Genomic DNA, 23,286 nt, shown 5'->3' with positions numbered 1-23,286 from the left:
AGAAAACCTCTCAGCAGCCGAAATGCGCGGGATAGCGCAGGTGCCGGCGAACCACGTCGAGGAACTGGGCGTCGCGCTTGGCGGCCAGCACGGCCGCGAAATGACCGATGGCCCAGATCACGATGCCGGCGAACCAGAGTCGCAGCCCAAGACCGACCGCGCCGGCCAGCGTGCCGTTGACAATAGCGACCGCGCGCGGTGCGCCGCCGAGCAGAATCGGTTCGGTGAGCGCCCGGTGGACCGGTGCGAAGAAGCCGCGGACATCCTCTTCCATTAGATCTGCGCTCCACCGCCGAACGAGAAGAACGACAGGAAGAACGAACTCGCCGCGAAGGCGATGGACAGGCCGAACACGATCTGGATCAGACGGCGGAATCCGCCCGAAGTGTCGCCGAAGGCGAGCGACAGGCCGGTGACGATGATGATGATCACGGCGACGATCTTGGCGACCGGTCCTTCGATCGATTCGAGGATTTGTTGAAGCGGTTGCTCCCACGGCATGGAAGAACCTGCCGCATGAACAGGGACAACCATCATGGCCCCGATCGCGGTAGCCGTGGCGGCGCGCGGGAGGACCGCGCCAAGCTTAGGGATAGACGATGAAGTGAAGCGGATCGGGGTCATTCTGAAGCTCCATGGATGACTCGGGATTCACGGTTGGATTGGTCTCGATTTTGGCTTCGAGGATGCGGTAGTCGCCGGTGACGGGATCGAGCCCGTCAACGAGCGCGATCTCGACGAGGCGACGGGCTGAACCGCGTCCTGCGAGCACAGCAACGAGATCAATCGTCTCGGCGATCAAAGCGCGAGGAACCGTGACAACGGCCTCCTGTACGAGTTGCTCGAGTCGGCGCAGCGCGCCGAGTGCGGTGCTCGCATGGATGGTACCGATGCCACCGGGATGGCCGGTGCCCCAGGCTTTCAAGAGATCGAGTGCTTCCGCTCCGCGTACTTCACCGATCGGGATGCGGTCGGGGCGAAGCCGCAGCGACGACTTGACCAGATCGGAGAGCGAGGCGACGCCCTCCTTGGTCCGCAGAGCGACAAGATTGGGCGCAGCACACTGCAGCTCGCGCGTATCCTCGATCAGCACGATCCGATCTGAGGTCTTCGCCACCTCTGCTAGCAGCGCGTTGACCAGCGTCGTCTTGCCCGTCGACGTGCCACCGGCGACCAATACGTTCTTACGCTTTTCAATGGCGAGCCGCAGCACGTCGGCCTGCGCATCAGTTATTACGCCGGCGCCTACGTAATCCTGGAGCGTGAACACGGCGACGGCGGGCTTGCGAATGGCAAAAGCGGGGCCGGCTACAACCGGTGGCAACAGGCCTTCAAACCGTTCACCCGTTTCAGGCAGTTCGGCCGAGACACGCGGAGCGCCTGGATGTACTTCGGCGCCGACGTGATGCGCAACGAGCCGGATGATCCGCTCGCCATCTGCCGGGATCAGCATCTCGTCGGCGGGTGACAGGCCTTCTTTCAGCCGGTCGACCCACAGGCGGCCGTCTGGGTTCAGCATCACCTCGACGATCGAGGGATCTTCAAGAAACCCGGCTATAGCCGGGCCGAGCGCTGTGCGCAGCATGCGCGCCCCACGCGACACTGCTTCCCTGCCGGCATTTTGATTGTCTGCCACGATGATCCCCATTTTCTCGGGCGATTTGTTTCGCACCGCTGACGGGGATGATTAGAAGAAGCAGGAATGTGAGCGTTGCAACAAGGAAAACGGCCGGCAGCAACGCGACGTGCAGAGACTTGCAAAATGCGGTGCAGACGAGCTGACCGCCTCGGCCCACTAGCCCGGATGCGACTCAGCCGTGTCCGTCGATGCTGGAGGCGCAATGTCCTCGGCAATTTCTTGGCTGAGCTTTGGCCCCTTGCTCAATCTGCGCCCGAGCGCATCGACGAAAGCGTCATAGCGCTGCCGACCTTTCGCGCGCGCTTCAGGCTGAGCGGCGTCAGGTAAGGCCGGAGTTGAGGTGAGCCAGAAGCGCACGAACAACGCCAGCGTCTCGATCGAGATACCGAGATCGCGTTCGACGCGCTGAACGCGCCGGTCGATCTGGTCGAGCCGCCTTGTGATTGCCGCCTCTTTGCGCTCCTCAGCATCCGGAGACAAAAAAGAAGCGATAGCTGCCTCGGCGATCAGCGACAGCGACACATCTCTCTTGGCGGCGTAGTCGGCAAGCGCATTCATGACCTCCGGTTCCAGATAAGCAGACAGGCGGCGCTTTTTCACGGAGGTCAAAGTTCGATTCCATCTTTGGGATCGAGTGCGGCCTGTCGCGCGGTGCGCCGCATCGTCTGGTCGACCGAACGCCGGCGGGCGGCCTCATCATCGGATTCGTCGCGATCAAGGTCGAATTCATCATTGTGCGCCAGCGTGGGCGCGGGCGCGATATCCTCATGCTCGGGTAGTTCTGGCTGGCGGCGGATACCGCAATTGTCAGGGTCACCGTCTTGCCGGCAATACAATGCGCGCGTTGCCTGCGCCGGCTGCACCTTGGCAACCGACAATCCAGTCCAGTCATCTGGACGCGATACTCCGTCGGTGGTTGTGGGCTTGGGCGGAGGCAGGACGCGCTCGGCAAGCCGCGGATCTGCGAAATAGCGCGCCTTTTTCGCTCGGATCGGGGGCAGTCCAGAGACCATCACAATGGCATCGGTTGGTGGCAACTGCATGATCTCGCCGGGGGTCATCAGCGCGCGGGCGGTCTCCTGTCGCGAGATCATGAGATGCCCAAGCCACGGCGACAGACGATGCCCGGCATAGTTCTTCATCGCCCGCATTTCAGTTGCCGTTCCCAGAGAGTCGGAGACGCGCTTGGCGGTCCGCTCATCGTTGGTCGCGAAACTCACACGCACATGGCAGTTGTCGAGGATGGAATTGTTCGGCCCGTAGGCTTTTTCGATCTGGTTGAGCGACTGGGAAATGAGGAACGACTTGATGCCATAACCGGCCATGAAGGCGAGCGCCGACTCGAAGAAATCAAGCCGGCCAAGCGCCGGGAATTCGTCGAGCATCAGAAGCAAGCGATGCCGGCGATCCTTCGCATGCAGATCTTCCGTCAGCCTGCGGCCGATCTGATTGAGGATAAGCCGGACGAGCGGCTTGGTGCGGCTGATGTCCGATGGCGGTACGACCAGATAGAGCGTCGTGGGTAGCGCGTTCTCAACCAGATCGGCAATGCGCCAATCGCAACGAGACGTCACCTGGGCCACAACTGGATCGCGGTAAAGCCCCAGGAAACTCATCGCGGTCGACAGCACTCCAGAGCGCTCATTCTCCGACTTGTTGAGCAATTCACGTGCTGCCGATGCCACGACGGGGTGCGGACCGGCATCGCCGAGGTGCTTGGTCAGCATCATGGTTCGCAACGTAGTCTCGATCGGCCGCCGCGGGTCGGAGAGAAACTTGGCAACACCGGCGAGCGTCTTGTCATTTTCGGCGTAGAGGACATGCAGGATGGCGCCGACTAGCAGCGCGTGGCTGGTCTTTTCCCAATGATTCCTGCGTTCCAGAGACCCCTCTGGGTCGACCAGCACGTCAGCGACGTTCTGGACGTCTCGCACCTCCGACGCGCCACGCCGGACTTCCACCAGCGGGTTGTAGGCGGCTGACGCAGCATTGGTTGGGTCGAACAGCAGCACACGGCCGAAACGTGCTCGCCAGCCAGCGGTCAGTCCCCAATTCTCACCCTTGATGTCGTGAACGATTGCGCTTCCCGGCCAAGTCAACAGGGAAGGCACGACGAGCCCGACGCCCTTGCCGCTTCGGGTCGGCGCGAAGCACAAGACATGTTCGGGACCGTCGTGGCGAAGGTAGTCGCAATCCAGCTTGCCCAGAACCACACCATTGGCGCCGAGCAAGCCTTCGGCTTCGATCTCCTTTCGCACAGCCCAGCGCGCCGAGCCGTAGGTTGCCACATATTTGGCCTCCCGCGCTCGCCATAGTGACATGCCGATAGCGACAACAATCGCGCTGAAACTGCCGCTGGCCGCGATCACCGCGCCTTCAACAAAGACTGTAGGTGCATAGGCGTCGTAGAAGAACCACCACCAGAAAAATGCCGGTGGCGGATAGATCGGTTGGTCGACGAGTTCGAACCAGGGCGACCCAAGTTGCTCTTGGTAACCTAGTCGCCAGGCCGTCCATTGCGTTGCTCCCCACGTGGTCGTAAGCACGATGGTCAAAACAGCCACGATCTGACCCCACAATATTTTGGTTGCCGGCATCATTATTTTCCGCTTCAAAAATTCGGGAGCGAATAAACAGTGTACGAACAAAGGCAGTGCAATAGGGAAAGGGTTCATCGCGGCAGCCTATAGGATCCAGACCTAAAAAGACTTGCGATCTGCGCTGGCCACTTGTTCTGTAACGATGAATTTCAAGCAGCCCGCGAAAGCAGTTGGGCGACCTCGACGCGGAATCGATGCCGCCTGGTCGGTCACAACCGATCAGGCGCCCATGATGACCATAGGCCATCGCACGTCCCCCTGCGGGGGAATTCAAGCTTGCATCTCGCTCATGCTTTCGAGCTTCAGCTTCTCTTTGTCGGGTCCAGCCAAATCTAATCCGACCACTTCCTCGGTGATGCCAATCAGAAGATCACCTCCTCCTGTGTTTGCGAATGAGGACACGTCTGCAAGCAGTTCGCGCTTCTGCTCCTCATTGTAAGACCGTGATCGCCCTTTGGGCTGGCCATAGCGGGTCTTAAATTCCAGAGTACGGCTTCCTCCACCCCGTTCTCTACAAGCTGGACAAGGTGCTCCGCCGCTATTCATCCCTTTGACCCCGCGACACACAGAGCGGGCCAAGGTGGAAGGCGGTGGCGCCGACGCGACCGATACGAACAACCAGCCAAAAATGCCCACCGGCACACCGCGAGGTTGGCCAAGCTGCCGAAGGGCGCCGAAAGGCGTGATTTGCCCTTCCGGCTCACAAGGTGCAAGGTCGCGCCGCGCCGGCCACACTGAGCCGGTGTATGGCTCGGCCTGCGAAATCTTGTGTCACTCGATGAGCAGGCCGCGCTATCTCGCTATGGCCATTCGGCTGTGGGATGCCGCCGGCCAGGAGATTCTGGAGCGGTTGGTGGTTATCCACTTGGCGCGAGCAAGATGCGTTTGCCTCGCCCTGAACGCTCGTTCCGGTTCCTTCTCAGGATCGATGTGCAGAACGATCTTCGCCACTTCGCGCCAGTCGCCCTTCTCGGCCGCGGCGTCCAGAAGGCGGATCCAGGTGAGCAGACGCTCTTCATCGAAGCCGGTCAGGGCGGAAGAGGTCGGCGTCTCGTCGGCGACATCGGGCGTACGGGCGTGAGCATGACCGTCAGCATGACTAGGTCTCAGGCGCGGGCGTTGAGGCACGCATCGTTGCTGATCGACACTGCTCCGGTAAAGCTGTCATAGAAACCCTGAAGTGTCCTACGATGGTTTGGCATATTGCTCGGCGCTCATGACTCGATGCATGTGAAGTGCTCGCTGCTTCCACCCAGGCGTCATGACCGGGCGGAATCGTATAAGACGTGCCTGGCCCGAACTTTTTTTGTGGGTTCCATCATCCAATTGACGGTGATGGTGCCGGACACGACGTAGCCGACATGCGACACCTGGCAGCTATCCGTCTTGACGACCGGCTTCACGCATTCGGACCATTTTGCAGCCCGGCTCCATATTGAGCCGCCCGAGCGTGAAGCCTGGAAGGCGCACCACCTCAACGCTCAAACGGCCTGATGCCGCGAAACTGCGATTTCGTACCAGCAGGAGCATCCGAGCCCTGCCGCGGGACGGTCTTTCTGGTTGACGAAATATCGGCTCTAGCCTATATCATGGCCCATGGGGTGGACAGTTGTTAAGCTTCCGAAATTCGCTAAAGAGCGTGCGAGGCTTCCGGCGGAATAAGCTGGCTGAGGTGGTCATAGCGCTTGAGGGGATCGGTCCCCAGCTTGGGCGCCCTTTGGCCGACACGCTGAACGGCTCCAAGCATCGAAACATGAAGGAAATTCGGTTCGCCACTGGTGGCGCATGGCGGTTCGCCTTTGCTTTTGATCCGGAACGACGCGCCGTTATCCTCGTTGGTGGCAACAAGGAAGGCACAGCCAGCAGGCAGTTCTACAAATCCCTCATCGCGACAGCGGACAAGCGTTTTGATGAGTGGCTTGAGGCAGAGGAATGAGACAATGACCAAGTTCAAGAAGTCCGAAGCTCCTAATGCTCGCGAGTGGATCGATCGCTTACCAAAGGATCGCCTCGCGAAGGCCGAAAGCGGCGCCGCCGCCATCATTCACCGTGTCCATCTCGCCGAACTGCGAAAGGCTATGGACACCACGCAGGCCCGGCTTGCCGAAAAATCCGGAATGAAGCAGGCCGAGATTTCGCGCGTCGAGCATCACCCGGAAACTGTTCAGATAAGGACCATGGAACGCTACGTCCGCAGCCTCGGCGGCGAACTTAAGATCGTCGCGATCTTCCCCGATGGCACCAGGGCGGAAATACCCATCCACGCGGGCCGCCCTGTCAAATCTCGGATTACGGCCGAGCAGGAGCCGACTGGGAACGATAATTATGGGGAAGCCCGGTTGGGGGCATGATTGCGGCTGTTCGGTGCAGCCGGAATTTCTGATTTGCTCTATGGCGCGCCTGCAGCCAAGTGTTGAAATGTGTTGCTTAGGATAGCTGCCGAGCCGCTTCAATTCAGTGCCGGGCCTCTACCAATGAAAGCATCGGCGCGGAGGCCGGAAACCCGCTCAAGCGACTCGATTATGCGACTGAGCAATATGGCGACGCAATCGGCCGCCAGGCGGTCCTCGTCGGCGATCGATGCCACCGCCGTGGGCAACAGCAAATTGGCCGTGGCGGCAAACGCCAGCGCATCGGCGCTTGACAAAAGGGCGCCGGCCCGGTCCAATCGAGGCATTCACCAGGGGAGTCCCGGCAAGGGGCTGAGATACTGCTGGCTTCGCGGCGCAGTGACCCGTTGAACCTGATCCAGTTCACACTGGCGTAGGGACGGTGCAAGCGCTTTGCGGGAATTCATGCCCGAAAACCTGTTTCGAGCAGGTCGCCCAAGCCGTCTTTTCATCCTTCCGGCACAGAACTGGGTCTCCAATGCAAATGAGCAAAGGAGCCTCAAATGAATGCCTTGACCCCCGCCGTGTCGACGGCACCGCTGTCCGCCTCGCGGAAAACCTACAAGCCCGGCGCCATCCACCCGCAGATCAGGGTGCCGATGCGCGAGATCGCCGTCCACCCGACCGCCGGTGAGCCGCCGGTCACGGTTTACGATCCGTCCGGCCCTTATACCGACCCCACTATCGAGACCAGCATCGAGACCGGCCTTGCCCGGCTGCGCCAGGACTGGATCACGGCACGTGGCGATGTCGAATTCTACGACGGCCGCCACGTCAGGCCGGAGGACAATGGATTTGCGGCGGGCGAGCGCCTGACGCCGGAATTTCGAGTCCGCAACCCTCCGCGGAGGGCCCGGGCCGGCAAGGCGGTGACACAGCTTGCCTATGCCCGCGCCGGGATCATCACCCCCGAAATGGAATTCGTCGCCATTCGCGAGAACCTTGGACGCGAGATCCTGCAAGGCAAGCTGCAGCGGGAGGGCGAGGCCTTCGGTGCCTCGATCCCGGATTTCGTCACGCCGGAGTTCGTGCGTGAAGAGGTGGCGCGGGGGCGCGCAATCATCCCCGCCAACATCAACCACCCCGAAAGTGAGCCGATGATCATCGGTCGCAATTTCCTGGTCAAGATCAACGCCAATATCGGCAATTCCGCCGTCACCTCGTCCATGGCCGAAGAGGTCGAAAAGATGGTCTGGGCGATCCGCTGGGGCGCCGACACGGTGATGGATCTGTCGACCGGCCGCAACATCCACAATATCCGCGAATGGATCGTGCGCAATTCGCCGGTGCCGATCGGCACGGTGCCGCTCTATCAGGCGCTGGAGAAGGTCGGCGGCATCGCCGAGGACCTGAGCTGGGAGGTCTATCGCGATACGCTGATCGAGCAGGCCGAGCAGGGCGTTGACTATTTCACCATCCACGCCGGCGTCCGGCTGCATTACATTCCGCTGACGGTCGAGCGCGTCACCGGGATTGTCAGCAGAGGCGGCTCGATCATGGCGAAATGGTGCCTGCACCATCACCGGGAAAGCTTCATTTATGAGCATTTCGCGGAAATCTGCGACATCTGCCGCGCCTATGATGTGTCCTTCTCGCTCGGCGACGGTCTTCGTCCGGGCTCGATCGCCGATGCCAACGACGCGGCGCAATTTGCCGAACTCGAAACGCTCGGTGAGCTGACGAAGATCGCCTGGGCCAAGGATTGCCAGGTCATGATCGAGGGCCCCGGCCATGTTCCGATGCACAAGATCAAGCAGAACATGCACAAGCAGATCGCCATCTGCGGTGAGGCACCCTTCTACACGCTCGGACCGCTGACGACCGATATTGCGCCCGGCTATGACCACATCACCAGCGGAATCGGTGCTGCCATGATCGGCTGGTTCGGCACCGCCATGCTCTGCTATGTGACGCCGAAGGAGCATCTCGGTCTGCCGGATCGCAACGACGTCAAGACCGGTGTGATAACCTACAAAATAGCCGCGCACGCCGCCGACCTCGCCAAGGGCCATCCGGCGGCGAAAATCCGCGACGATGCGCTGTCACGGGCCCGGTTCGAGTTCCGCTGGGAAGACCAGTTCAACCTCTCGCTCGACCCTGAAACGGCGCGCTCGTTCCACGACGAGACCTTGCCGAAGGAGGCGCACAAGCTGGCGCATTTCTGCTCCATGTGCGGGCCGAAATTCTGCTCCATGCGCATCTCCCATGACATCCGCGCCGAAGCACAGAAGGAGGGAATGGCGGCGATGGCGGAAAAATATCGCGCGGGCGGCGACCTCTATATGCCGGTGAGTGACACCACGCCCAAGGTGCCGGAGCCGTCATGAGGGTGCTGGTCAAAGGGGCCGGCGTCGCTGGCCTCACAGCTGCCTTCGAACTTGCCGCTCGCGGCGCAGCGGTTACCGTGGCCGAAATCGGGTGTGGTCTCGGCGGCGCATCGTGGTTTGCCGGCGGCATGCTAGCGCCCTGGTGCGAACGCGAAAGCGCCGAGCAGCCTGTGCTGGACCTCGGACGCGGCGCCGCCGACTGGTGGGAGGCGGCGCTGCCCGGCCAGGTGACGCGGGCCGGAACGCTCGTTGTTGCAACGCCGCGGGATGCGGGCGAGCTTGACCGTTTCGCAAGCCGCACCTCAGGCCATTGCTGGATCGATGAAGAGGAAATCGCGCGGCTGGAGCCCGATCTCGCCGGCCGTTTCCGGCGCGGGCTGTTCTTCCCCGGCGAGGCGCATCTCGACCCGCGCCAGGCGATGGCAGCGCTTCACGAAAAGCTCGCCGCCAGGGGAGTCGACTTCCGCTTTGCCACGGACGCCCGGCAGCTTTCCGGGTTTGAACGCCAGATCGACTGCATAGGAATGGCAGCGGGTAATGAGAGGCTGCGCGGGGTTCGCGGCGAAATGCTTATCCTGCGCACGCCCGAAATCTCGCTGTCGCGCCCGGTGCGGCTGCTTCATCCGCGCTTTCCGCTCTACGTGGTGCCGCGCAGCGATCACCGTTTCATGGCCGGCGCCACGATGATCGAGAGCGATGACTGTGGTCCGGTCGCGGTCCGTTCGATGATGGAACTTCTCAGCGCTGCCTGCGCGCTCCACCCGGCCTTCGGTGAGGCCGGCATCATCGAGACCGGCGCCGGTATTCGCCCGGCCTTTGCCGACAATCTGCCGCGTGTCGAAGCACGTGGAAATGGCGTCGCCATCAACGGGCTCTACCGCCATGGTTTCCTTCTTGCGCCCGCCATGGCGCGGCTGGCCGCCGCTCTTGTCTTCGATCATGCCAAATTCGAGGAACTTGCTCATGCAACTGATCGTCAACGGCGAAGCGCTTGAGAATGACGCCACGACACTGGCGGCGCTGCTTGCCGCGCTCGACTATGAGGGCGAGTGGCTGGCAACGGCTGTCAACAGCGACCTTGTGCACAAAGCAAACCGGGCAGAATTCCTGTTGAGCGAAGGCGACCGGATCGAGATCCTGTCACCCATGCAGGGTGGGTAGGACCATGTTCGATCTTTTTGGAACGACGCTTCTCTCACGCCTGCTTCTCGGCACCGCCCAATATCCTTCACCAGCCATCCTTGCCGATGCTGTCAGGGCGTCCGGGACGTCGGTGGTGACCGTCTCCTTGCGGCGTGAAATGGCAGGCGGCAAGGCTGGCGAGAAGTTCTGGTCGTTGATCCGCTCGCTCGGCGTCCACGTCCTACCCAACACTGCCGGCTGCCATTCCGTCAAGGAGGCGGTCACGACCGCGAAAATGGCGCGCGAAGTCTTCGGCACAGACTGGATCAAGCTCGAAGTGATCGGCAACCATGATACCCTCCAGCCGGACGTGTTTGGCCTGGTCGAAGCCGCCCGAATCCTGTGCGAAGACGGTTTTGCGGTCCTCCCCTACACCACCGACGATCTTGTCGTTGCGGAACGGCTGCTGGACGCGGGCTGCAAGGTCTTAATGCCATGGTGCGCGCCGATCGGTTCCGCGCTCGGCCCGGTCAACATCCCGGGGCTGCGCTCGATGCGCGGACATTTTCCCGGCGTCCCGCTGATCGTCGATGCGGGGCTTGGACGACCATCACACGCGGCGACCGTCATGGAACTCGGCTTCGACGCCGTGCTCCTGAATACGGCGGTTGCCAAGGCAGCCGATCCGATCGGCATGGCGCGCGCGTTCGGCAAGGCGGTCGATGCCGGCCGTGAAGCTTTCTGCTCGGGAATGCTCGAACCGCGCGATGTCGCCATACCGTCGACACCGACATTTGGCAGGGCGGTTTTTTCATGAAGCTCGACCCCTTCTACCTGATCGTCGACAGCGCTGCCTGGATCGAACGGCTGGTCCCGCTTGGCGTTAAGCTGGTGCAGTTGCGCATCAAGGACAGGGACGAGCCCACGCTGCAGATGGAAATCCGCCGCGCGATCGACGTCTGCACGGTCCATGGTTGTCAACTGATCATCAACGACTATTGGCGGCTCGCCATTGAGGAAGGCTGCGACTTCGTCCACCTCGGTCAAGAGGATCTGGCTGCGGCCGATCTGCTGGCGATTAAATACGCCGGATTGAAGCTCGGGCTTTCGACCCACGATCACGCCGAACTGGAAACGGCGCTCGCGGCCGAGCCGGACTACGTGGCGCTGGGGCCCATTTATCCGACTAGCCTCAAGAAGATGAAATGGGCGCCGCAAGGGCTCGAACGGATCAGCGCGTGGAAAGACAGGGTTGCGCCGATCCCGCTGGTTGCCATCGGCGGGCTCAGCCCTGACCGGCTCGACGGTGTCTTTGAGGCTGGCGCCGACAGCGCGGCTGTGGTTACCGACATCAGCCTGAATGCCGATCCCGAGGCGCGCACGCAAGAATGGATCGAGAAGACCAACCGGTGGCGCTGAGACAAGAGCCACATGTGCTTGTCGTCGGTGGATCGGACTCCAGCGGAGGTGCCGGCGTTGCACGCGACATCGAGACGATCTCTGCCATCGGTGTGCGCACCTGCCTTGCCGTCACTGCGGTGACGGTGCAGAGACACGATGCGGTCATCGCAATCCATCATCTGCAGCCCGGCCTTGTCGCCGACCAGATGCGCGCAGCACTGCGGGCCAACAAGGTGTTGGCCATCAAGATCGGCATGCTCTCAACCGCGCGGGTCATTGTTGCGGTTGCGGCCGTGCTCAGCGAATATCCACGGATACCGGCAGTACTCGACCCGGTGCTGGCTTCCTCTTCGGGCAGGCCGCTCCTGGAGGCGAATGCGATCGGCGTCATGAAGCGTGATCTCATGCCGCTTTGCCATCTCGTAACTCCAAACCTCATCGAACTGGCGGTCCTTGTCGGTGCGGAACTGGCAGCGGACGATGATGACACGCTCCGGCAGGGAAAAAGATTGCTCGCGTGCGGGCCGCAGGCGCTGTTGCTCAAAGGTGGCCATGCGACCGGACCGCGATCCACCGATATCCTGTTGACCTACAATCAGGAACCCATTCGCTTCGACACACCCCGTCTTGCTGGAACAATGCGCGGGACCGGCTGCATGCTGGCCAGCGCCATCGCCGCGCATCTGGCGAATGCGAGGTCGCTTGAAGAGAGCGTTCTCGAAAGCAAGCGATTTGTGCTCAAGAGGCTTAAAGAGAATTCTGCCGGATGATCCTACAAGCCATCCGAGCTTCCATCCAAGAGATTGTGCTTGGCTCCCGGCGCCGGCCGACGCGATTTTATAGTGATTGGCAAACTGAGCGTCATTCCTCGACGTCACAGGTCCCCTCCTCGGGGCGATGAGGTGCAAAGATCGCCGGGGGATTACGGCCAGCAGTTCCGCCGCCCCGCGTTGCGATGGCGGCGAGTGGGTGACAAGCCCGGCCCGGAGCAAAACCGGCCCGGGCTGAACCGTCTCAATGAGGTTTGCTTTCATACATCTCGTTGCCCCAGCACCGTGGTCGATGCTTGGGCGAGATGGAGACATCCTCGACTTGCAGCGACAGGTCTGCCTCGTCTGGCAATTCACCGGCCATAGCGGCGGCGAGCTTCGCCTGGTCGAGCTCCTTTTCCCAGCGCGCCACCACAATCGTCGCTACCGCATTGCCGACGAGGTTGGTCAGCGCCCGGCACTCCGACATGAAGCGGTCGACGCCGAGGATCAGCGCCATGCCGGCAACCGGCACGGAGGGCACGACCGACAGCGTCGCCGCCAGCGTGATGAAGCCAGCGCCGGTGATGCCGGCGGCACCCTTGGAGCTGAGCATGGCGACGAGCAAAAGCAGGATCTGATCCCCGAGAGTGAGCGGCGTGTCGGTCGCCTGTGCGATGAACAATGCCGCCAGCGTCATGTAGATGTTGGTGCCGTCGAGGTTGAAGGAATAGCCGGTCGGGATGACCAGGCCGACGACCGAGCGCTTGCAGCCGGCGCGCTCCATCTTGACCATGAGGCCGGGGAGCGCCGCCTCTGAAGACGAGGTGCCGAGAACCAGGAGCAACTCTTCCTTGATGTAGCGGATCAGCGCCAGGATCGAGAAGCCGTTGTAGCGGGCGACCGCGCCGAGCACCACTAGTACGAATAGCAGCGAGGTCGCATAGAACGTGCCGATCAGCATGGCGAGATTGGCCATCGAGCCGATGCCGTATTTGCCGATGGTGAAGGCCATGGCGCCAAAGGCGCCTATGGGTGCGGCCTTCATGAGGATGGCGACAAGACGGAAAATCGGCGCGGTCAGTGCCTGCAGGAAATCGACGACGGCACGGCCGCTGTCGCCGACCAGCCCCATCGCAATGCCGAACAGCACCGAAAAGAACAGCACCTGCAATACATCGCCCTGCACGAAGGCGCCGGTGATCGTATCGGGAATGATGTTCATCAGAAAGCCGACGATGGTGGTGTCATGCGCCTTTTCGGTAAAGGTCATCACCTTCGATGCGTCGAGTGTGGCCGGATTGATGTGCATGCCGGCGCCGGGCTGGACAACGTTCGAGACGATGAGGCCGATAACCAGCGCCAGCGTCGAGAACACCAGGAAATAGATCATCGCTTTACCGGCGACACGGCCGACTTTCTGCAGGTCGGATACGCCGGCAATGCCGGTCGCCACCGTCAGGAAGATCACCGGCGCGATGATCATCTTCACCAGTTTGATGAAGGCGTCGCCGAACGGCTTCATCGCGGCACCTGTCTCCGGATAGAAATGTCCAAGCAGCACCCCGGCGGCGATCGCCACCAGGACCTGCACATAGAGATGCCGATAGAAGGGAACCTTGCCGCGCGGCTCGGCGGCAGCGATCGTTGTCTGCATGATATCCTCCGTTGCGCCCCGATCGGGAGACCCGACCTCCCGGGACTAAGCTTCAACAGCCTCGCGGCTGCTGAATCTGAGTTCGCAACTGGCGTGCCAGACGCAGCCTGTTGTCGATAAGTCCTGATCTTTAGCGCGTAATCATCAATTCACGCCGCTTGCCTCTGGGCAAAAAGTGCGGTTGCCCGCACAAATATGATTGCCCGTTGTGCGAAATCATGCACAAATGAACGATGCTGCAGCGCCCCGCCTCCGACCTGCCTTCGACGCCCGAGCAACTCGGCAGGCGTGCGGTCCGAGCCTGGTTTGGGTTCGTGGCAATAGGGGTCGCGATCATTGCCTCGGCGCTCCATAGCTCCGGCCTCTACGCTCGGGACATTGAACTCAAAGCGCTGGCGGCGCACGCGCGCACAGATGCGAACCTGAAAGTGGCGCTGCTTACCGCTGTTTTGGAAAATCCACGCGCACTGCCGCTGCTGTTATCGGAGGACCAGCAGGTGCACGATGCTCTGGCACGGCGCGATGCCGTCGCGATCGATGTGCTGAACCGCAAGCTTGAAAGCCTTGTCTCCGGCACCAAGGCATCGGTGCTCTACGTTGCTGGCACCGATGGAATAGCGGCCGCGTCTAGCAACTGGCGCGAGCCGAACAGCTTCGTGGGCAGCGACTACGGCTTTCGCGCCTATTTCTCCAGGGCGATGCAAACCGGAACAGCCGAATATTTCGCGCTCGGCAATGTCAGCAAGCGTGCCGGTCTTTACATTCTCGGCGTGTCGGCAGCGCCTCAGCACCTCTCGGCGTCGTCGTCGTCAAGATGGAATTCGACCAGCTCGAGGCGAACTGGCGCGAGGCGAATCGGCCGACCTATGTCAGCGACGAACATGGTGTCGTGCCGGTCACCAGCATTCCATCCTGGCGCTTCATGACGACAGCAGCCCTTGCCGTGCCCAACGTTGCCGCGATCCGCGACAGCGAGCAGGTCGGAGATGCGCCGCTTATGCCCTTGCCGATCACGCGACCCGAGACATTGAGCCAGGAGGTATCGATTGTCCATGTCATCACGCCAGGCAGCAACGACGCGGAATATCTGCGCCTCTCGAGGCCGGTCCCCACCACACCCTGGCGGCTCGACTATCTCGTCCCTGCGGAAGTGCCGATCGCTGCCGCTGTTCGTGGCATGCGGCTTCTCGCGCTTGGGATCGTGCTTCCGCTCCTCGGCCTGGCTGCGTATCTGCTCTGGCGCCGGCAATCGGCGCAAATGCGGATCGCGACCGAACAGGCGGCGCGCTCCGAGCTCGAACGCCGTGTCGCCGAACGCACCCAGGATCTAAGCCGCGCCCGCGATCGGCTGCAGTCAGAGATCATCGGTCACCGCAGTACGGAAGCGAAACTCCAGGTGGTGCAGCAGGAACTGGTCCAGGCAAATCGACTGGCCATCCTTGGCCAGGTCGCGGCCGGCGTAGCGCATGAGATCAACCAACCGGTTGCTACCATCCGGGCCTATGCCGACAATGCCCGGACCTTCCTGGAGCGCAAACAGACCGCTCCGGTCGAGGAGAACCTCGGCGCCATAGCCGCGCTGACGGAACGCATCGGCTCGATCACCGAGGACTTGAAGGCCTTCGCCCGCAAGGGCCGCGCCGCCGCTGGCCCGGTGGAATTGCGCGGCGTCATTGAGAGTGCAGTAGTGCTGCTAAGAAGCCGTTTTGGCGGCCGGCTCGACGCGCTTGTCGTCGAGCCGGCGCCCGCTCCGTTCAAGGTCATGGGAAACCGGGTCCGGCTCGAACAGGTGCTAATCAATCTGTTTCAGAATGCGCTGGAAGCGCTTGACGGCTGCGACCACGCTAGGGTGGAGGTTTCGGTGGAGGAAACGACTGATGGCGTGGCGCTCAGCGTATTGGACAACGGGCCCGGCATTCCGCCGGCGATCCTGAAGTCGCTGTTCACGCCGTTCAACACGTCGAAGGAAACCGGCCTGGGCCTCGGCTTGGTGATCTCGAAGGACATCGTCGCCGACTATGGCGGCCGCATCGAGGTCGCGAGTGGCGACAGCGGCACATGCTTCACCGTTCATCTTTTGAAGGCAGCGTAGGCGAGCATGACACACCAGAGCGCAGCACTGGTCGTCCTGATCGATGACGACCGTGACCTCCTGAAAGCCACCGCGCAGACGCTCGAACTTGCCGGATTCGCGGTGTCGGCGTTTTCAATGGCATCAAAGGCCCTGGCCGGCATCGATTCCGATTTTGCCGGTGTGGTTGTGTCCGACATCCGCATGCCAGAGATCGATGGCTTACAGCTTTTCGACCGCATCCTGCGGCTCGATCCGGACATCCCCGTCATCCTCATCACCGGTCACGGAGGCGTCCCAATGGCAGTCAAGGCGATCAAGGATGGCGTCTACGACTTCATCACCAAGCCGTTCGCCGCTGATGGACTGACCCAGAGTGTGCGGCGGGCAGCGGAAAAACGCCGCCTGACCATGGAGAACCGGGCCCTGCGCGAGGCGGGCGAGCTGGCGCAGGACAGCTTGCCGCTGATCGGCCAGACGCCGGCGATGGAAAGGCTGCGCCGCACCCTACGGCAAATCGCAGACACCGACGTCGACGTGCTGGTGACCGGGGAGACCGGCTCCGGCAAGGAGGTGGTGGCCGGGTTGCTGCACCGCTGGAGCCGCCGCGCCAAGGGCAATTTCGTCGCGCTGAATTGCGGGACGTTGCCGGAGACGGTGATCGAAAGCGAGTTGTTCGGCCATGAGGCAGGCGCTTTCACCGGCGCGCAGAAGAAGCGGATCGGTCGCGTCGAGCATTCAAGCGGCGGCACGCTGTTCCTCGACGAGATCGAAAGCATGCCGGCGTCGACACAAGTGCGGATGTTGCGTGTGCTGGAAATGCGCGAGGTCATGCCGCTCGGTACCAATGACGTAAGGCCAGTGGATCTGCGCGTTGTCGCCGCCGCCAAGGTCGATCTCGGCGACCCGCGCCAGCGCGGCAATTTCCGGGAGGATCTCTATTACCGGCTCAACGTGGTGACCGTCTCCCTTCCACCGCTACGCGAGCGCCGCGACGATATTGCTCTTCTGTTCGGCTACTTCGCAGAGCGTGCCGCGGCCCGCTTCCGCCGCCCGGTGCCTGCCGGACCGGCGTCGTTGCACCGCTATCTGCACGAGCATGACTGGCCGGGCAATGTGCGCGAATTGGCGCATTTTGCCGAACGTTTCGTGCTCGGGCTGGCACAAGAAATGCAGACACTACCCTCTGATGCGGCTCGGCCGCTGCCCGAGCGCCTGGAGCGCTATGAGGCCGACATCATCCGCGAGACGCTGGGCCGCAACGGCGGCGATGTCAGGCGTACGGTCGAGGCGTTGGGCATTCCGCGGAAGACCTTTTACGACAAGTTGCAGCGCCACGGCATCGTAAGGGGCGATTTTTCCAAGTAGTCGGCAATCTTCAAACTCGGTGGAAAAGCTCGACGCGCTCGAAAGGCAGGCCGCAGGTGCTACAGACAGGCCCGAAATTCATTCTTCTTCTCTCGTTGTGGAATTGAACTCGGTTGTCGGTCCTCCTAAAGAAACGTCCGGAGAGGACGAAGCGCGACCTGTTCTCTGCTGCGCGGTGGCGGCCGAATCATATCTTCATAACGCAAGCTAAGAGTCTCCTCCCGGACCGCATCTTCGGCCTTGGATCGCTGCTGGTCCGCGCGGTAATCCCTTCGCCGTCCGCGTCGATCTCTTCGAGATGCAGCAGGCAATGGTCGCGTGGACCATGCACCACCATGTTCAATCCCTCGGGCATGTGTCGCCGTGGCGGAGGGCCTTCCCCATCCTGCCGAGATGGACCAGCACATCTATGTCGGGCCTAGTTGAGCCTGCCGGCTCGGCGCGCTTCCTGATTTCTGACCGCCGGTCGTGTTCAGCATCGACCTTGTCGAACATTGCCTCGCAATCGAGCCGTCCGCCATCCTCGCTGATCGTGTTGAAGTCGTTCTCCGAACCCGCGTTCAGGATCCGACAGCGACCATCTTGTTCGCCATATGAGTGCATCTTATCTTGTCGCTATGTCGAAACCACCAAGTCCCCTAAAAAGCACCATTATGTAACTCAGGCGCAGCTGCGTCACTTTGCGCGTGACAACGGGCACACGCAGATCCACGTCTTCGACAAGACGACCGGCCAGAGCTTCACGTCGTCGATCACCGCAGAACGATCCGGCATCGTTCAGCCATCGACCGCGCCACACGACGCCGGCGAAGCTGACGCTCAAGATAGGCCCGCTCATCCGCACTCAACACCAGCGGCGAAATCGGACGTCCAGTCGCATTGGCCATCGACTCGCTCCTTCTTCAGTCACGAGCACAACCCTATAATGAAAATGAAACTTCAGTTCCAAATGACTAGCCCGAGAGCACATTAGGCGCGCATCGACGAAGCGGCGATCGTTTCATCCGCATTGAGAAACCGTACAATTGGCGGATGCAGTGATGCTACCCTTAACGAAGCCCCGGGGGTTCTTCACGCGACAACCATTCCTCGTACGCCGATGCTATTGTGCGAATCTCGAAGACCGGGTGACTATATCGCCTAAGACAGCACGGAGAAGCATTCTAACTTCCTGTTCGGCGAGCCCCGGCGCAACTCCTGATTCGGACAGTTGGACGAGTATTGTCTTGACGGTGCTGCGCCAGAAGGCATTTGCGTCCTCCCCGTTCTTGGATTCCAGGACCCGGGCGATAGATTCGACCAATTTTCGCCGACGATGCAGCGGAAACGCGCTTATGTTTGATTCACCCATCGACCACCTATTGCCTTCAGTCTCGCGAATAACCCGTCGCGGGTTAAAAAATTTCGTTAACAGCGCCTTTTTTGGACATCCGGGGAAACGCTCGCCTAAACCGGCTGACGCATCGCAGGGCCGCTGAAACCGCTCCGCGGGGCCTCATTAGCCCACCGAACCGGAATTTCGCTCCCCGCGAAAGGGTCCCGAATATGGGGTCCTGGGGCTTATCCGTTCCCTCCTACCGGCGGGCCGACAACCATAATGGCGGGCTCGCCCGAAAGCAGCTTCTTGGCCGCTGCCTTGACCTGGTCGAGCGTCACCTGATCGATGAGGGCAGCGCGGCGCTGGATGTAATCGATGCCGAGCTTGTCGAGCTGCCACTCGATGAGCGTGGCTGCAATCGTGATGGAGGAGCCCAGTTTGCGGATGGCATAGGCGCCGATCAAACATTTCTTGCTCGCCTCGAGCTCGGCCTCGGTCGGACCTTCTTCCGCTATCTTCTTCACCACCTTGCGCACCAGGTTCAGCGTCCCGGCCGCCCTGTCCGAACGCGTCGCCGTCATAACCTGCAGCGCGTTGGAATGCTGGTGGTCGACCAAGCTGGAATAGGCGCCATAGGTCAAGCCGCGCTCGCGCACCTCCTGCCACAGGCGCGACGTGACGGGCGAGCCGCCGAGGATTTCGTTCAGCAGCTCCGCGGCGTAGAAATCTGGCGCGCTGCGCTTCACCCCGGGATAAGCCAACCGCAGCAACGTCTGCGGCAGATCGTAGTCGACCGCCAACTGTTGGCCGAGCTTCGGATCGACATCGGCGACGGGGGCGCGCGACTGGTTATGAGGCAAATCGCCGAACAGCTGGTCGAGCTTTTTACGCAGCGTCTTCGCATCGATGTCGCCGACCACCGCGACATGCAGGCCGTCGCGGGCAAAAGTGGCCTTGTGGAAGGAGCTGAGATCGGCTGGTGTGATGCCAGCGAGGCTCTCTTTAGCGCCCTCGGCCGGCCTCGAATAGGGATGTGTGCCGTAGATCGCGCGCAGCCATTTGCGCTCGGCGATCGCCTCGGGGTCGCGCTCATTGGCGATGATGCCGGAAAGGATCTGGGCGCGGATGCGGTCGATCGGCTCCCGGTCGAAGCGCGGCCTGTTGACGGCGAGCCAAAGCAAATCGAAAGCGGCGTTCTGCTGCTCGGACAGCATGCGCATCGCGCCATGAATGCCGTCGCGCTGCGCCTTAAAGCTCATCTCGGCGCCGGCATCGTCTAGTTTCACCTGGAAGGCATCGCTGTCGAGATCGCCGGCGCCCTCGGCCAACAGGGCGCTCATCAGATTGGCGAGCCCCTCCTTGCCGGCCGGGTCCTGCGTGGTGCCGCCGTCGAAGACGAAGTTAATGGCAGTGATCGGCGTCGTGTGGTCCTCCACCAGCCAGGCGTCGATGTCTTTTTCAGATTTCACGTCCTGGATGTTCAGGCGTTTAGCGCCGGCAGGATGAGGAACGAAATCGCGAGGAGAAGGGTCGCCGGCGGCGTGGCGAGGCGCGCTGCCCTCCCTTCTCCAAGGAGAGCGCGCCTGTGCGAAGACGCCACAGCGTTGGTTCGTCATCACATCAAATTCTCCGTCTTGGGCAAGAGATAGCCGGTGGTCGAATGGTCGAACGCGAGATATCGGGCGGCGACCGCCTTCACCTGATCGGCGGTGACCTTGCGGATGCGGTCGGGCCATTCCTCGACGTCCTGCACGGTGCCGCCGGTGGCGAGCGTGGAGCCAAACAAATTGGCCACATGGTACTGCTTGCTGCGGGCGAAGATCCGCGAGCGGACACAGCGGTTCTTGGCCTTTTCCAGCTCGTCATCGGTCACACCGTCCTTGACGATGCGGGCGATCACTGCATGGGCCGCCGCCTCCAGATCGGCGAGCTTGGCATCGCCGCGCGGCGAGCCGTAGATGGTGAGCCTGGTGGCATCCAGCATGGCGCCCTGGAAATAAGCGCCGGCCTTGGCGGCAATGCCCCCTTTCACCAACTGCTGATAGAGCCGGCTGCGATTGCCGCCGCCGAGAATTTCGGCCAGGAGCTCCAGCGCCTCGGCCTCACCGGGCTCGGCCGTCCGATAGGACGGCACCACCCAATGGGTGGAAAAGCTGAGCACCGAAACGCGTGCGTCGCTAAGCGTCACCGTGCGCCTGGTGTTCTGCTCCGGTTCGACCGGGCGGGTGCGCGGGGGTAAATCAGGACCCGGCGCGAGCTTGCCATAGGTCTTCTCGGCCAGCTCCTTCACCGTCTCCGGATCGACATCGCCGGCCACCACCAGCACGGCGTTGTTGGGCCTGTAATATTTGTCGTAGAAGGCGTTAGCGTCGTTCCAGGTCAGCTTCTCGATCTCTTGCATCCGGCCGATGATCGGGATGCGGTAAGGCTGGTTCTGCCAGAGGGTCGCGTCAACCTGCTCTTCCAGCATCGTGTGCGGATTGTTGTCGATGCGCAAACGGCGCTCCTCCATGATCACGTCGCGCTCGGTCTTGATATCATCGTCGGTGAGGATGAGGTTGACCATGCGATCGGCCTCGAAGCTCATCATCTGTTCCAACGCCGAAGGCGCTACCATTTCATGGTAGGCGGTGAAGTCGTAAGAGGTGAAGGCATTGATCGAGCCGCCGATGGCCAAGACGGCGCGGCCAAGCTCGCCGGCCGCATGGTTGGTTGTCGCCGCCTTGAACATCAGATGCTCGAAGAAATGGGCAAGGCCAGATTTGCCCGGCGGCTCGTCGGCGCTGCCGATCTTATACCACCCCATATGGGTGACGATCGGCGCACGGTGATTGGGGATGACGACCACCTCCATGCCGTTGTCGAGCAGGAAATTCGTCACCTTGCGGCCGCCCGTGACGGCCAGAGCCGGAGCGCTGGTCACCAGGGTGGTCGCAGCAGGCATTCTGCGCAGCCCGTCAGACAGAACTTTCATCAATGGCTCCGGTTGTAGTGGTGGGGCGAGGGCAAGGTTCTGGGCAAAGTGAGTTGGTCCTCGGTTTGAGGACGTTGGGTACCTCCCTCCCTCTCTGGGGGTAGGTGGATCGCGGGCAGCGCCGCGCCGGAGCAATCGTCTTCATGTCGCCAGGCCTCACTCGAGCGTCATCCTTGGCGGATCGGGAGACCCGCGGCGGCGGTGGCTTTCGGGGAGGTGATCATGGAACGTCTTCTCCTTGTCCCTGACGTGTCTGCGGATGACCGCGCATGTACCATGCCAAATGAGAAAACCGTTCAAAGGCAATGTGATAGATTTGGCTCTGCTACGTTGCGCGTCCGATATTGTTGGACATTGGACAGCGCCGAACGTGTGGTAGGTTAGGGACACACATTGCTCGTGCGAGCCACGATTGAGCGTGCTGCCGCGCAAGCGGATAGGATGCGCCTCGAACTGGCCGAGCACTGAGAGTGTTGGAATTGAGTGGAAGCTGGCGAAGGCCTGGAGACTAGGGTGGTCGGCGCGGAACGCTGTCCTCGACAGGCAGGCTAGGACCGCAACGAGCACAGAAGTCTAGAGCGTGGCTGGCCAGGAAGGGGAACCGGCCGCCAGGCGACTCGCCGTGGAAGAATGCAGCATCGAGCATTCCCCGCTCGAATAGATGAATGACCGCCCACCCATTCGGCAATTGACCGAAGCCGCTTGGGCCGAACGAAGGGCGGCCGTAGCAGTGCCGTTATCCAAGCTCGAATTTTAGCGTCGGGGCCTGTTCCTCGAGCGTGCGCTGGTTCATCATGTGGTCGGTCGTCGGTGGTTCCTTCAAATCAGGCTGGTGTCAGCAACCCGACCTTACCGGGGAATATCGATGACCACTGCGACGCTGCTCGCTTGCTTCTGCGCTGTTGAGGGCGCTCTCGCAAGCACCTTCGTCAACGCCGACCTAAGCCACGTCGCTTCGATGTCATCGTCTGCGAAATTCAACCACGCGCCATCATCAAGACTGACCGAGTTGAGGGAGGCCTTTTCGTTGAATCACGCGGCTGTGCCTGGCCGTTCCAGTACGGCCTAGTAAGTGCCTCAATTCTGGATGCCGCGGTTGGTCAGCACCTGCCTTAGTTTAACTCCTGATTGACGAGCGAATAGCAGCTTTCTGGTGTTCTTACTCGGCTGGGCTGGCGGATACGCAGTAAACGGCCCTTCTTTCGAGCTTTGCGCGGAGCGATGTCGTCGATTTGCGCGCGGACAATAGCTGGTAGATCCCGCTGCTACGCTTCGATGAGGAAGCGGCCTGCGGTTTCATTGGGCCTGAATGGTTGCGAGGCGTGTCCGGGCGAGGCAGCACAGCGGCTTGCAGCTTGTATAAGAGCGGCAAGCGCCGGCATTTCTGAGGTCTTCAGCTTCCGGCATGGTTGCCCATCCACGCCCGGATCGGTCCAAGGGCCCAGTCGCGAACCCGCGCCAGCAAGGCCGCGTCCGACCACGGCGCCTGTCCCACGAAATGCAGCAGAGACTGACGCTTGGCCGCCACCCGCGACGGCGGCCGCGGGTTGTCAGCACGTCAAGGGCCATGCTGTCGACCGCGTGGCGAGCTTGGCGCCGACGGCGTCCACGTCGACTGAATCTGCTGACAATGAGGACTTGTAGGATCCCCCAGTAGGCGAAAACCCATG

At 61.7% G+C, this 23,286-nt stretch carries 21 protein-coding genes, 2 pseudogenes and 1 riboswitch; of the genes and pseudogenes, 10 read left to right on the top strand and 13 right to left on the bottom strand.

The annotated features are described in order from the left end of the window. Positions 1–10: 10 nt before the first annotated feature. The 7 genes from ACWTU8_RS30400 to ACWTU8_RS30370 all read right to left on the bottom strand — a co-directional run bounded on the left by ACWTU8_RS30400 (position 11) and on the right by ACWTU8_RS30370 (position 5,367). A complete protein-coding gene (locus tag ACWTU8_RS30400; RefSeq protein WP_455851039.1) occupies positions 11–274 on the bottom strand; it encodes a VirB3 family type IV secretion system protein in 264 nt (87 codons plus the stop codon). Then, positions 274–537, bottom strand: a complete 264-nt coding sequence (locus tag ACWTU8_RS30395) for a TrbC/VirB2 family protein (RefSeq protein WP_245269048.1) — start codon at positions 535–537, stop codon at positions 274–276. The genes ACWTU8_RS30400 and ACWTU8_RS30395 overlap by 1 nt, the downstream gene beginning before the upstream one ends. A gap of 49 nt (positions 538–586) precedes the next feature. Then, the gene (gene trbB, locus ACWTU8_RS30390) at positions 587–1,585 is read right to left on the bottom strand and encodes a P-type conjugative transfer ATPase TrbB (protein ID WP_455851057.1); all 999 of its coding nucleotides are present in this window, start codon (positions 1,583–1,585) and stop codon (positions 587–589) included. A 210-nt stretch (positions 1,586–1,795) separates the two neighbouring features. Continuing rightward, on the bottom strand, positions 1,796–2,197 hold the full coding sequence (locus tag ACWTU8_RS30385) for a CopG family transcriptional regulator (RefSeq protein ID WP_455851056.1): 402 nt from the start codon (positions 2,195–2,197) through the stop codon (positions 1,796–1,798). A 47-nt stretch (positions 2,198–2,244) separates the two neighbouring features. Continuing rightward, on the bottom strand, positions 2,245–4,236 hold the full coding sequence (locus ACWTU8_RS30380; protein WP_455851038.1) for a conjugal transfer protein TraG: 1,992 nt from the start codon (positions 4,234–4,236) through the stop codon (positions 2,245–2,247). A 273-nt stretch (positions 4,237–4,509) separates the two neighbouring features. Continuing rightward, on the bottom strand, positions 4,510–4,785 hold the full coding sequence (locus ACWTU8_RS30375; RefSeq protein ID WP_455851037.1) for an AlbA family DNA-binding domain-containing protein: 276 nt from the start codon (positions 4,783–4,785) through the stop codon (positions 4,510–4,512). Positions 4,786–5,031: 246 nt separating this feature from the next. Beyond that, positions 5,032–5,367: a DUF2285 domain-containing protein gene (locus ACWTU8_RS30370; RefSeq protein WP_455851036.1), complete on the bottom strand. Its 336-nt coding sequence runs from the start codon at positions 5,365–5,367 to the stop codon at positions 5,032–5,034. A gap of 511 nt (positions 5,368–5,878) precedes the next feature. Between ACWTU8_RS30370 and ACWTU8_RS30365 the strand changes: the two genes are divergently transcribed. Together ACWTU8_RS30365 and ACWTU8_RS30360 are read left to right on the top strand one after the other, a co-directional pair. After that, entirely contained in the window at positions 5,879–6,175 is a 297-nt protein-coding gene (locus ACWTU8_RS30365) for a type II toxin-antitoxin system RelE/ParE family toxin (RefSeq protein ID WP_455851055.1), read from the top strand. Positions 6,176–6,179: 4 nt separating this feature from the next. Further along, positions 6,180–6,590 carry a helix-turn-helix domain-containing protein gene (locus ACWTU8_RS30360; protein WP_198032720.1) on the top strand — a complete coding sequence of 137 codons (411 nt, stop codon included), beginning with the start codon at positions 6,180–6,182 and terminating at the stop codon, positions 6,588–6,590. A 98-nt stretch (positions 6,591–6,688) separates the two neighbouring features. Here ACWTU8_RS30360 and ACWTU8_RS30355 read toward each other — a convergent pair whose 3' ends face one another. Then, positions 6,689–6,916 (bottom strand): hypothetical protein, encoded by a 228-nt coding sequence (locus ACWTU8_RS30355; protein WP_455851035.1) that lies wholly within the window; start codon positions 6,914–6,916, stop codon positions 6,689–6,691. Then, positions 6,912–7,027: riboswitch (TPP riboswitch) on the top strand. It overlaps the preceding gene by 5 nt. Positions 7,028–7,132: 105 nt before the next feature. Here ACWTU8_RS30355 and thiC point away from each other — a divergent pair. Genes thiC through ACWTU8_RS30325 form a run of 6 tightly spaced genes read left to right on the top strand, consistent with a single transcriptional unit; the run spans position 7,133 to position 12,249 of the window. Continuing rightward, entirely contained in the window at positions 7,133–8,956 is a 1,824-nt protein-coding gene (gene thiC, locus ACWTU8_RS30350) for a phosphomethylpyrimidine synthase ThiC (protein ID WP_455851034.1), read from the top strand. Beyond that, positions 8,953–9,951, top strand: coding sequence for a glycine oxidase ThiO (gene thiO, locus ACWTU8_RS30345; RefSeq protein ID WP_455851033.1), 999 nt, complete (start codon positions 8,953–8,955; stop codon positions 9,949–9,951). The genes thiC and thiO overlap by 4 nt, the downstream gene beginning before the upstream one ends. Then, positions 9,920–10,117, top strand: a complete 198-nt coding sequence (gene thiS / locus ACWTU8_RS30340; RefSeq protein ID WP_455851032.1) for a sulfur carrier protein ThiS — start codon at positions 9,920–9,922, stop codon at positions 10,115–10,117. Before thiO ends, thiS begins: the two co-directional genes overlap by 32 nt. Before the next feature lie 4 nt (positions 10,118–10,121). Then, a complete protein-coding gene (locus tag ACWTU8_RS30335) occupies positions 10,122–10,895 on the top strand; it encodes a thiazole synthase (protein ID WP_455851031.1) in 774 nt (257 codons plus the stop codon). Then, a complete protein-coding gene (locus ACWTU8_RS30330) occupies positions 10,892–11,497 on the top strand; it encodes a thiamine phosphate synthase (protein ID WP_455851030.1) in 606 nt (201 codons plus the stop codon). Before ACWTU8_RS30335 ends, ACWTU8_RS30330 begins: the two co-directional genes overlap by 4 nt. Next, entirely contained in the window at positions 11,488–12,249 is a 762-nt protein-coding gene (locus ACWTU8_RS30325; RefSeq protein ID WP_027155672.1) for a hydroxymethylpyrimidine/phosphomethylpyrimidine kinase, read from the top strand. Before ACWTU8_RS30330 ends, ACWTU8_RS30325 begins: the two co-directional genes overlap by 10 nt. A 244-nt stretch (positions 12,250–12,493) precedes the next feature. On the opposite strand, the gene ACWTU8_RS30320 is transcribed toward ACWTU8_RS30325, so the two are convergent. Next, a complete protein-coding gene (locus ACWTU8_RS30320) occupies positions 12,494–13,885 on the bottom strand; it encodes a dicarboxylate/amino acid:cation symporter (protein WP_051505803.1) in 1,392 nt (463 codons plus the stop codon). A 233-nt stretch (positions 13,886–14,118) separates the two neighbouring features. Here ACWTU8_RS30320 and ACWTU8_RS30315 point away from each other — a divergent pair. After that, positions 14,119–15,977: pseudogene (locus ACWTU8_RS30315) on the top strand (sensor histidine kinase). A 6-nt stretch (positions 15,978–15,983) separates the two neighbouring features. Continuing rightward, entirely contained in the window at positions 15,984–17,324 is a 1,341-nt protein-coding gene (locus tag ACWTU8_RS30310) for a sigma-54-dependent transcriptional regulator (protein WP_455851029.1), read from the top strand. A gap of 755 nt (positions 17,325–18,079) precedes the next feature. Here ACWTU8_RS30310 and ACWTU8_RS30305 read toward each other — a convergent pair. The 4 genes and pseudogenes from ACWTU8_RS30305 to ACWTU8_RS30290 all read right to left on the bottom strand — a co-directional run. Then, a pseudogene (locus ACWTU8_RS30305) lies at positions 18,080–18,211 on the bottom strand (IS630 family transposase); the annotation flags it as partial. A 215-nt stretch (positions 18,212–18,426) separates the two neighbouring features. After that, positions 18,427–18,675, bottom strand: coding sequence for a DUF6074 family protein (locus ACWTU8_RS30300; RefSeq protein ID WP_455851028.1), 249 nt, complete (start codon positions 18,673–18,675; stop codon positions 18,427–18,429). A gap of 209 nt (positions 18,676–18,884) precedes the next feature. Then, positions 18,885–20,111, bottom strand: a complete 1,227-nt coding sequence (locus ACWTU8_RS30295) for a M16 family metallopeptidase (RefSeq protein WP_455851027.1) — start codon at positions 20,109–20,111, stop codon at positions 18,885–18,887. A 146-nt stretch (positions 20,112–20,257) separates the two neighbouring features. Next, the gene (locus ACWTU8_RS30290) at positions 20,258–21,616 is read right to left on the bottom strand and encodes a M16 family metallopeptidase (protein WP_455851026.1); all 1,359 of its coding nucleotides are present in this window, start codon (positions 21,614–21,616) and stop codon (positions 20,258–20,260) included. Positions 21,617–23,286 lie beyond the last annotated feature (1,670 nt).

This window comes from Mesorhizobium sp. BHbdii, from assembly GCF_053848045.1.
The sequence above is the reverse complement of the archived record's forward strand: the minus strand, read 5'-3'. Positions and strand labels throughout refer to the sequence as shown.

Excerpts from the sequence above, each read along its gene's own strand:
- ACWTU8_RS30400 (WP_455851039.1), bottom strand. The coding sequence starts at position 274 with ATGGAAGAGGATGTCCGCGGCTTCTTCGCACCGGTCCACCGGGCGCTC.
- ACWTU8_RS30395 (WP_245269048.1), bottom strand. The coding sequence starts at position 537 with ATGATGGTTGTCCCTGTTCATGCGGCAGGTTCTTCCATGCCGTGGGAG.
- trbB (WP_455851057.1), bottom strand. The coding sequence starts at position 1,585 with ATGCTGCGCACAGCGCTCGGCCCGGCTATAGCCGGGTTTCTTGAAGAT.
- ACWTU8_RS30385 (WP_455851056.1), bottom strand. The coding sequence starts at position 2,197 with ATGAATGCGCTTGCCGACTACGCCGCCAAGAGAGATGTGTCGCTGTCG.
- ACWTU8_RS30380 (WP_455851038.1), bottom strand. The coding sequence starts at position 4,236 with ATGCCGGCAACCAAAATATTGTGGGGTCAGATCGTGGCTGTTTTGACC.
- ACWTU8_RS30375 (WP_455851037.1), bottom strand. The coding sequence starts at position 4,785 with ATGAATAGCGGCGGAGCACCTTGTCCAGCTTGTAGAGAACGGGGTGGA.
- ACWTU8_RS30360 (WP_198032720.1), top strand. The coding sequence starts at position 6,180 with ATGACCAAGTTCAAGAAGTCCGAAGCTCCTAATGCTCGCGAGTGGATC.
- ACWTU8_RS30355 (WP_455851035.1), bottom strand. The coding sequence starts at position 6,916 with ATGCCTCGATTGGACCGGGCCGGCGCCCTTTTGTCAAGCGCCGATGCG.
- thiC (WP_455851034.1), top strand. The coding sequence starts at position 7,133 with ATGAATGCCTTGACCCCCGCCGTGTCGACGGCACCGCTGTCCGCCTCG.
- thiO (WP_455851033.1), top strand. The coding sequence starts at position 8,953 with ATGAGGGTGCTGGTCAAAGGGGCCGGCGTCGCTGGCCTCACAGCTGCC.
- thiS (WP_455851032.1), top strand. The coding sequence starts at position 9,920 with ATGCAACTGATCGTCAACGGCGAAGCGCTTGAGAATGACGCCACGACA.
- ACWTU8_RS30335 (WP_455851031.1), top strand. The coding sequence starts at position 10,122 with ATGTTCGATCTTTTTGGAACGACGCTTCTCTCACGCCTGCTTCTCGGC.
- ACWTU8_RS30330 (WP_455851030.1), top strand. The coding sequence starts at position 10,892 with ATGAAGCTCGACCCCTTCTACCTGATCGTCGACAGCGCTGCCTGGATC.
- ACWTU8_RS30320 (WP_051505803.1), bottom strand. The coding sequence starts at position 13,885 with ATGCAGACAACGATCGCTGCCGCCGAGCCGCGCGGCAAGGTTCCCTTC.
- ACWTU8_RS30310 (WP_455851029.1), top strand. The coding sequence starts at position 15,984 with ATGACACACCAGAGCGCAGCACTGGTCGTCCTGATCGATGACGACCGT.
- ACWTU8_RS30300 (WP_455851028.1), bottom strand. The coding sequence starts at position 18,675 with ATGGGTGAATCAAACATAAGCGCGTTTCCGCTGCATCGTCGGCGAAAA.
- ACWTU8_RS30290 (WP_455851026.1), bottom strand. The coding sequence starts at position 21,616 with ATGAAAGTTCTGTCTGACGGGCTGCGCAGAATGCCTGCTGCGACCACC.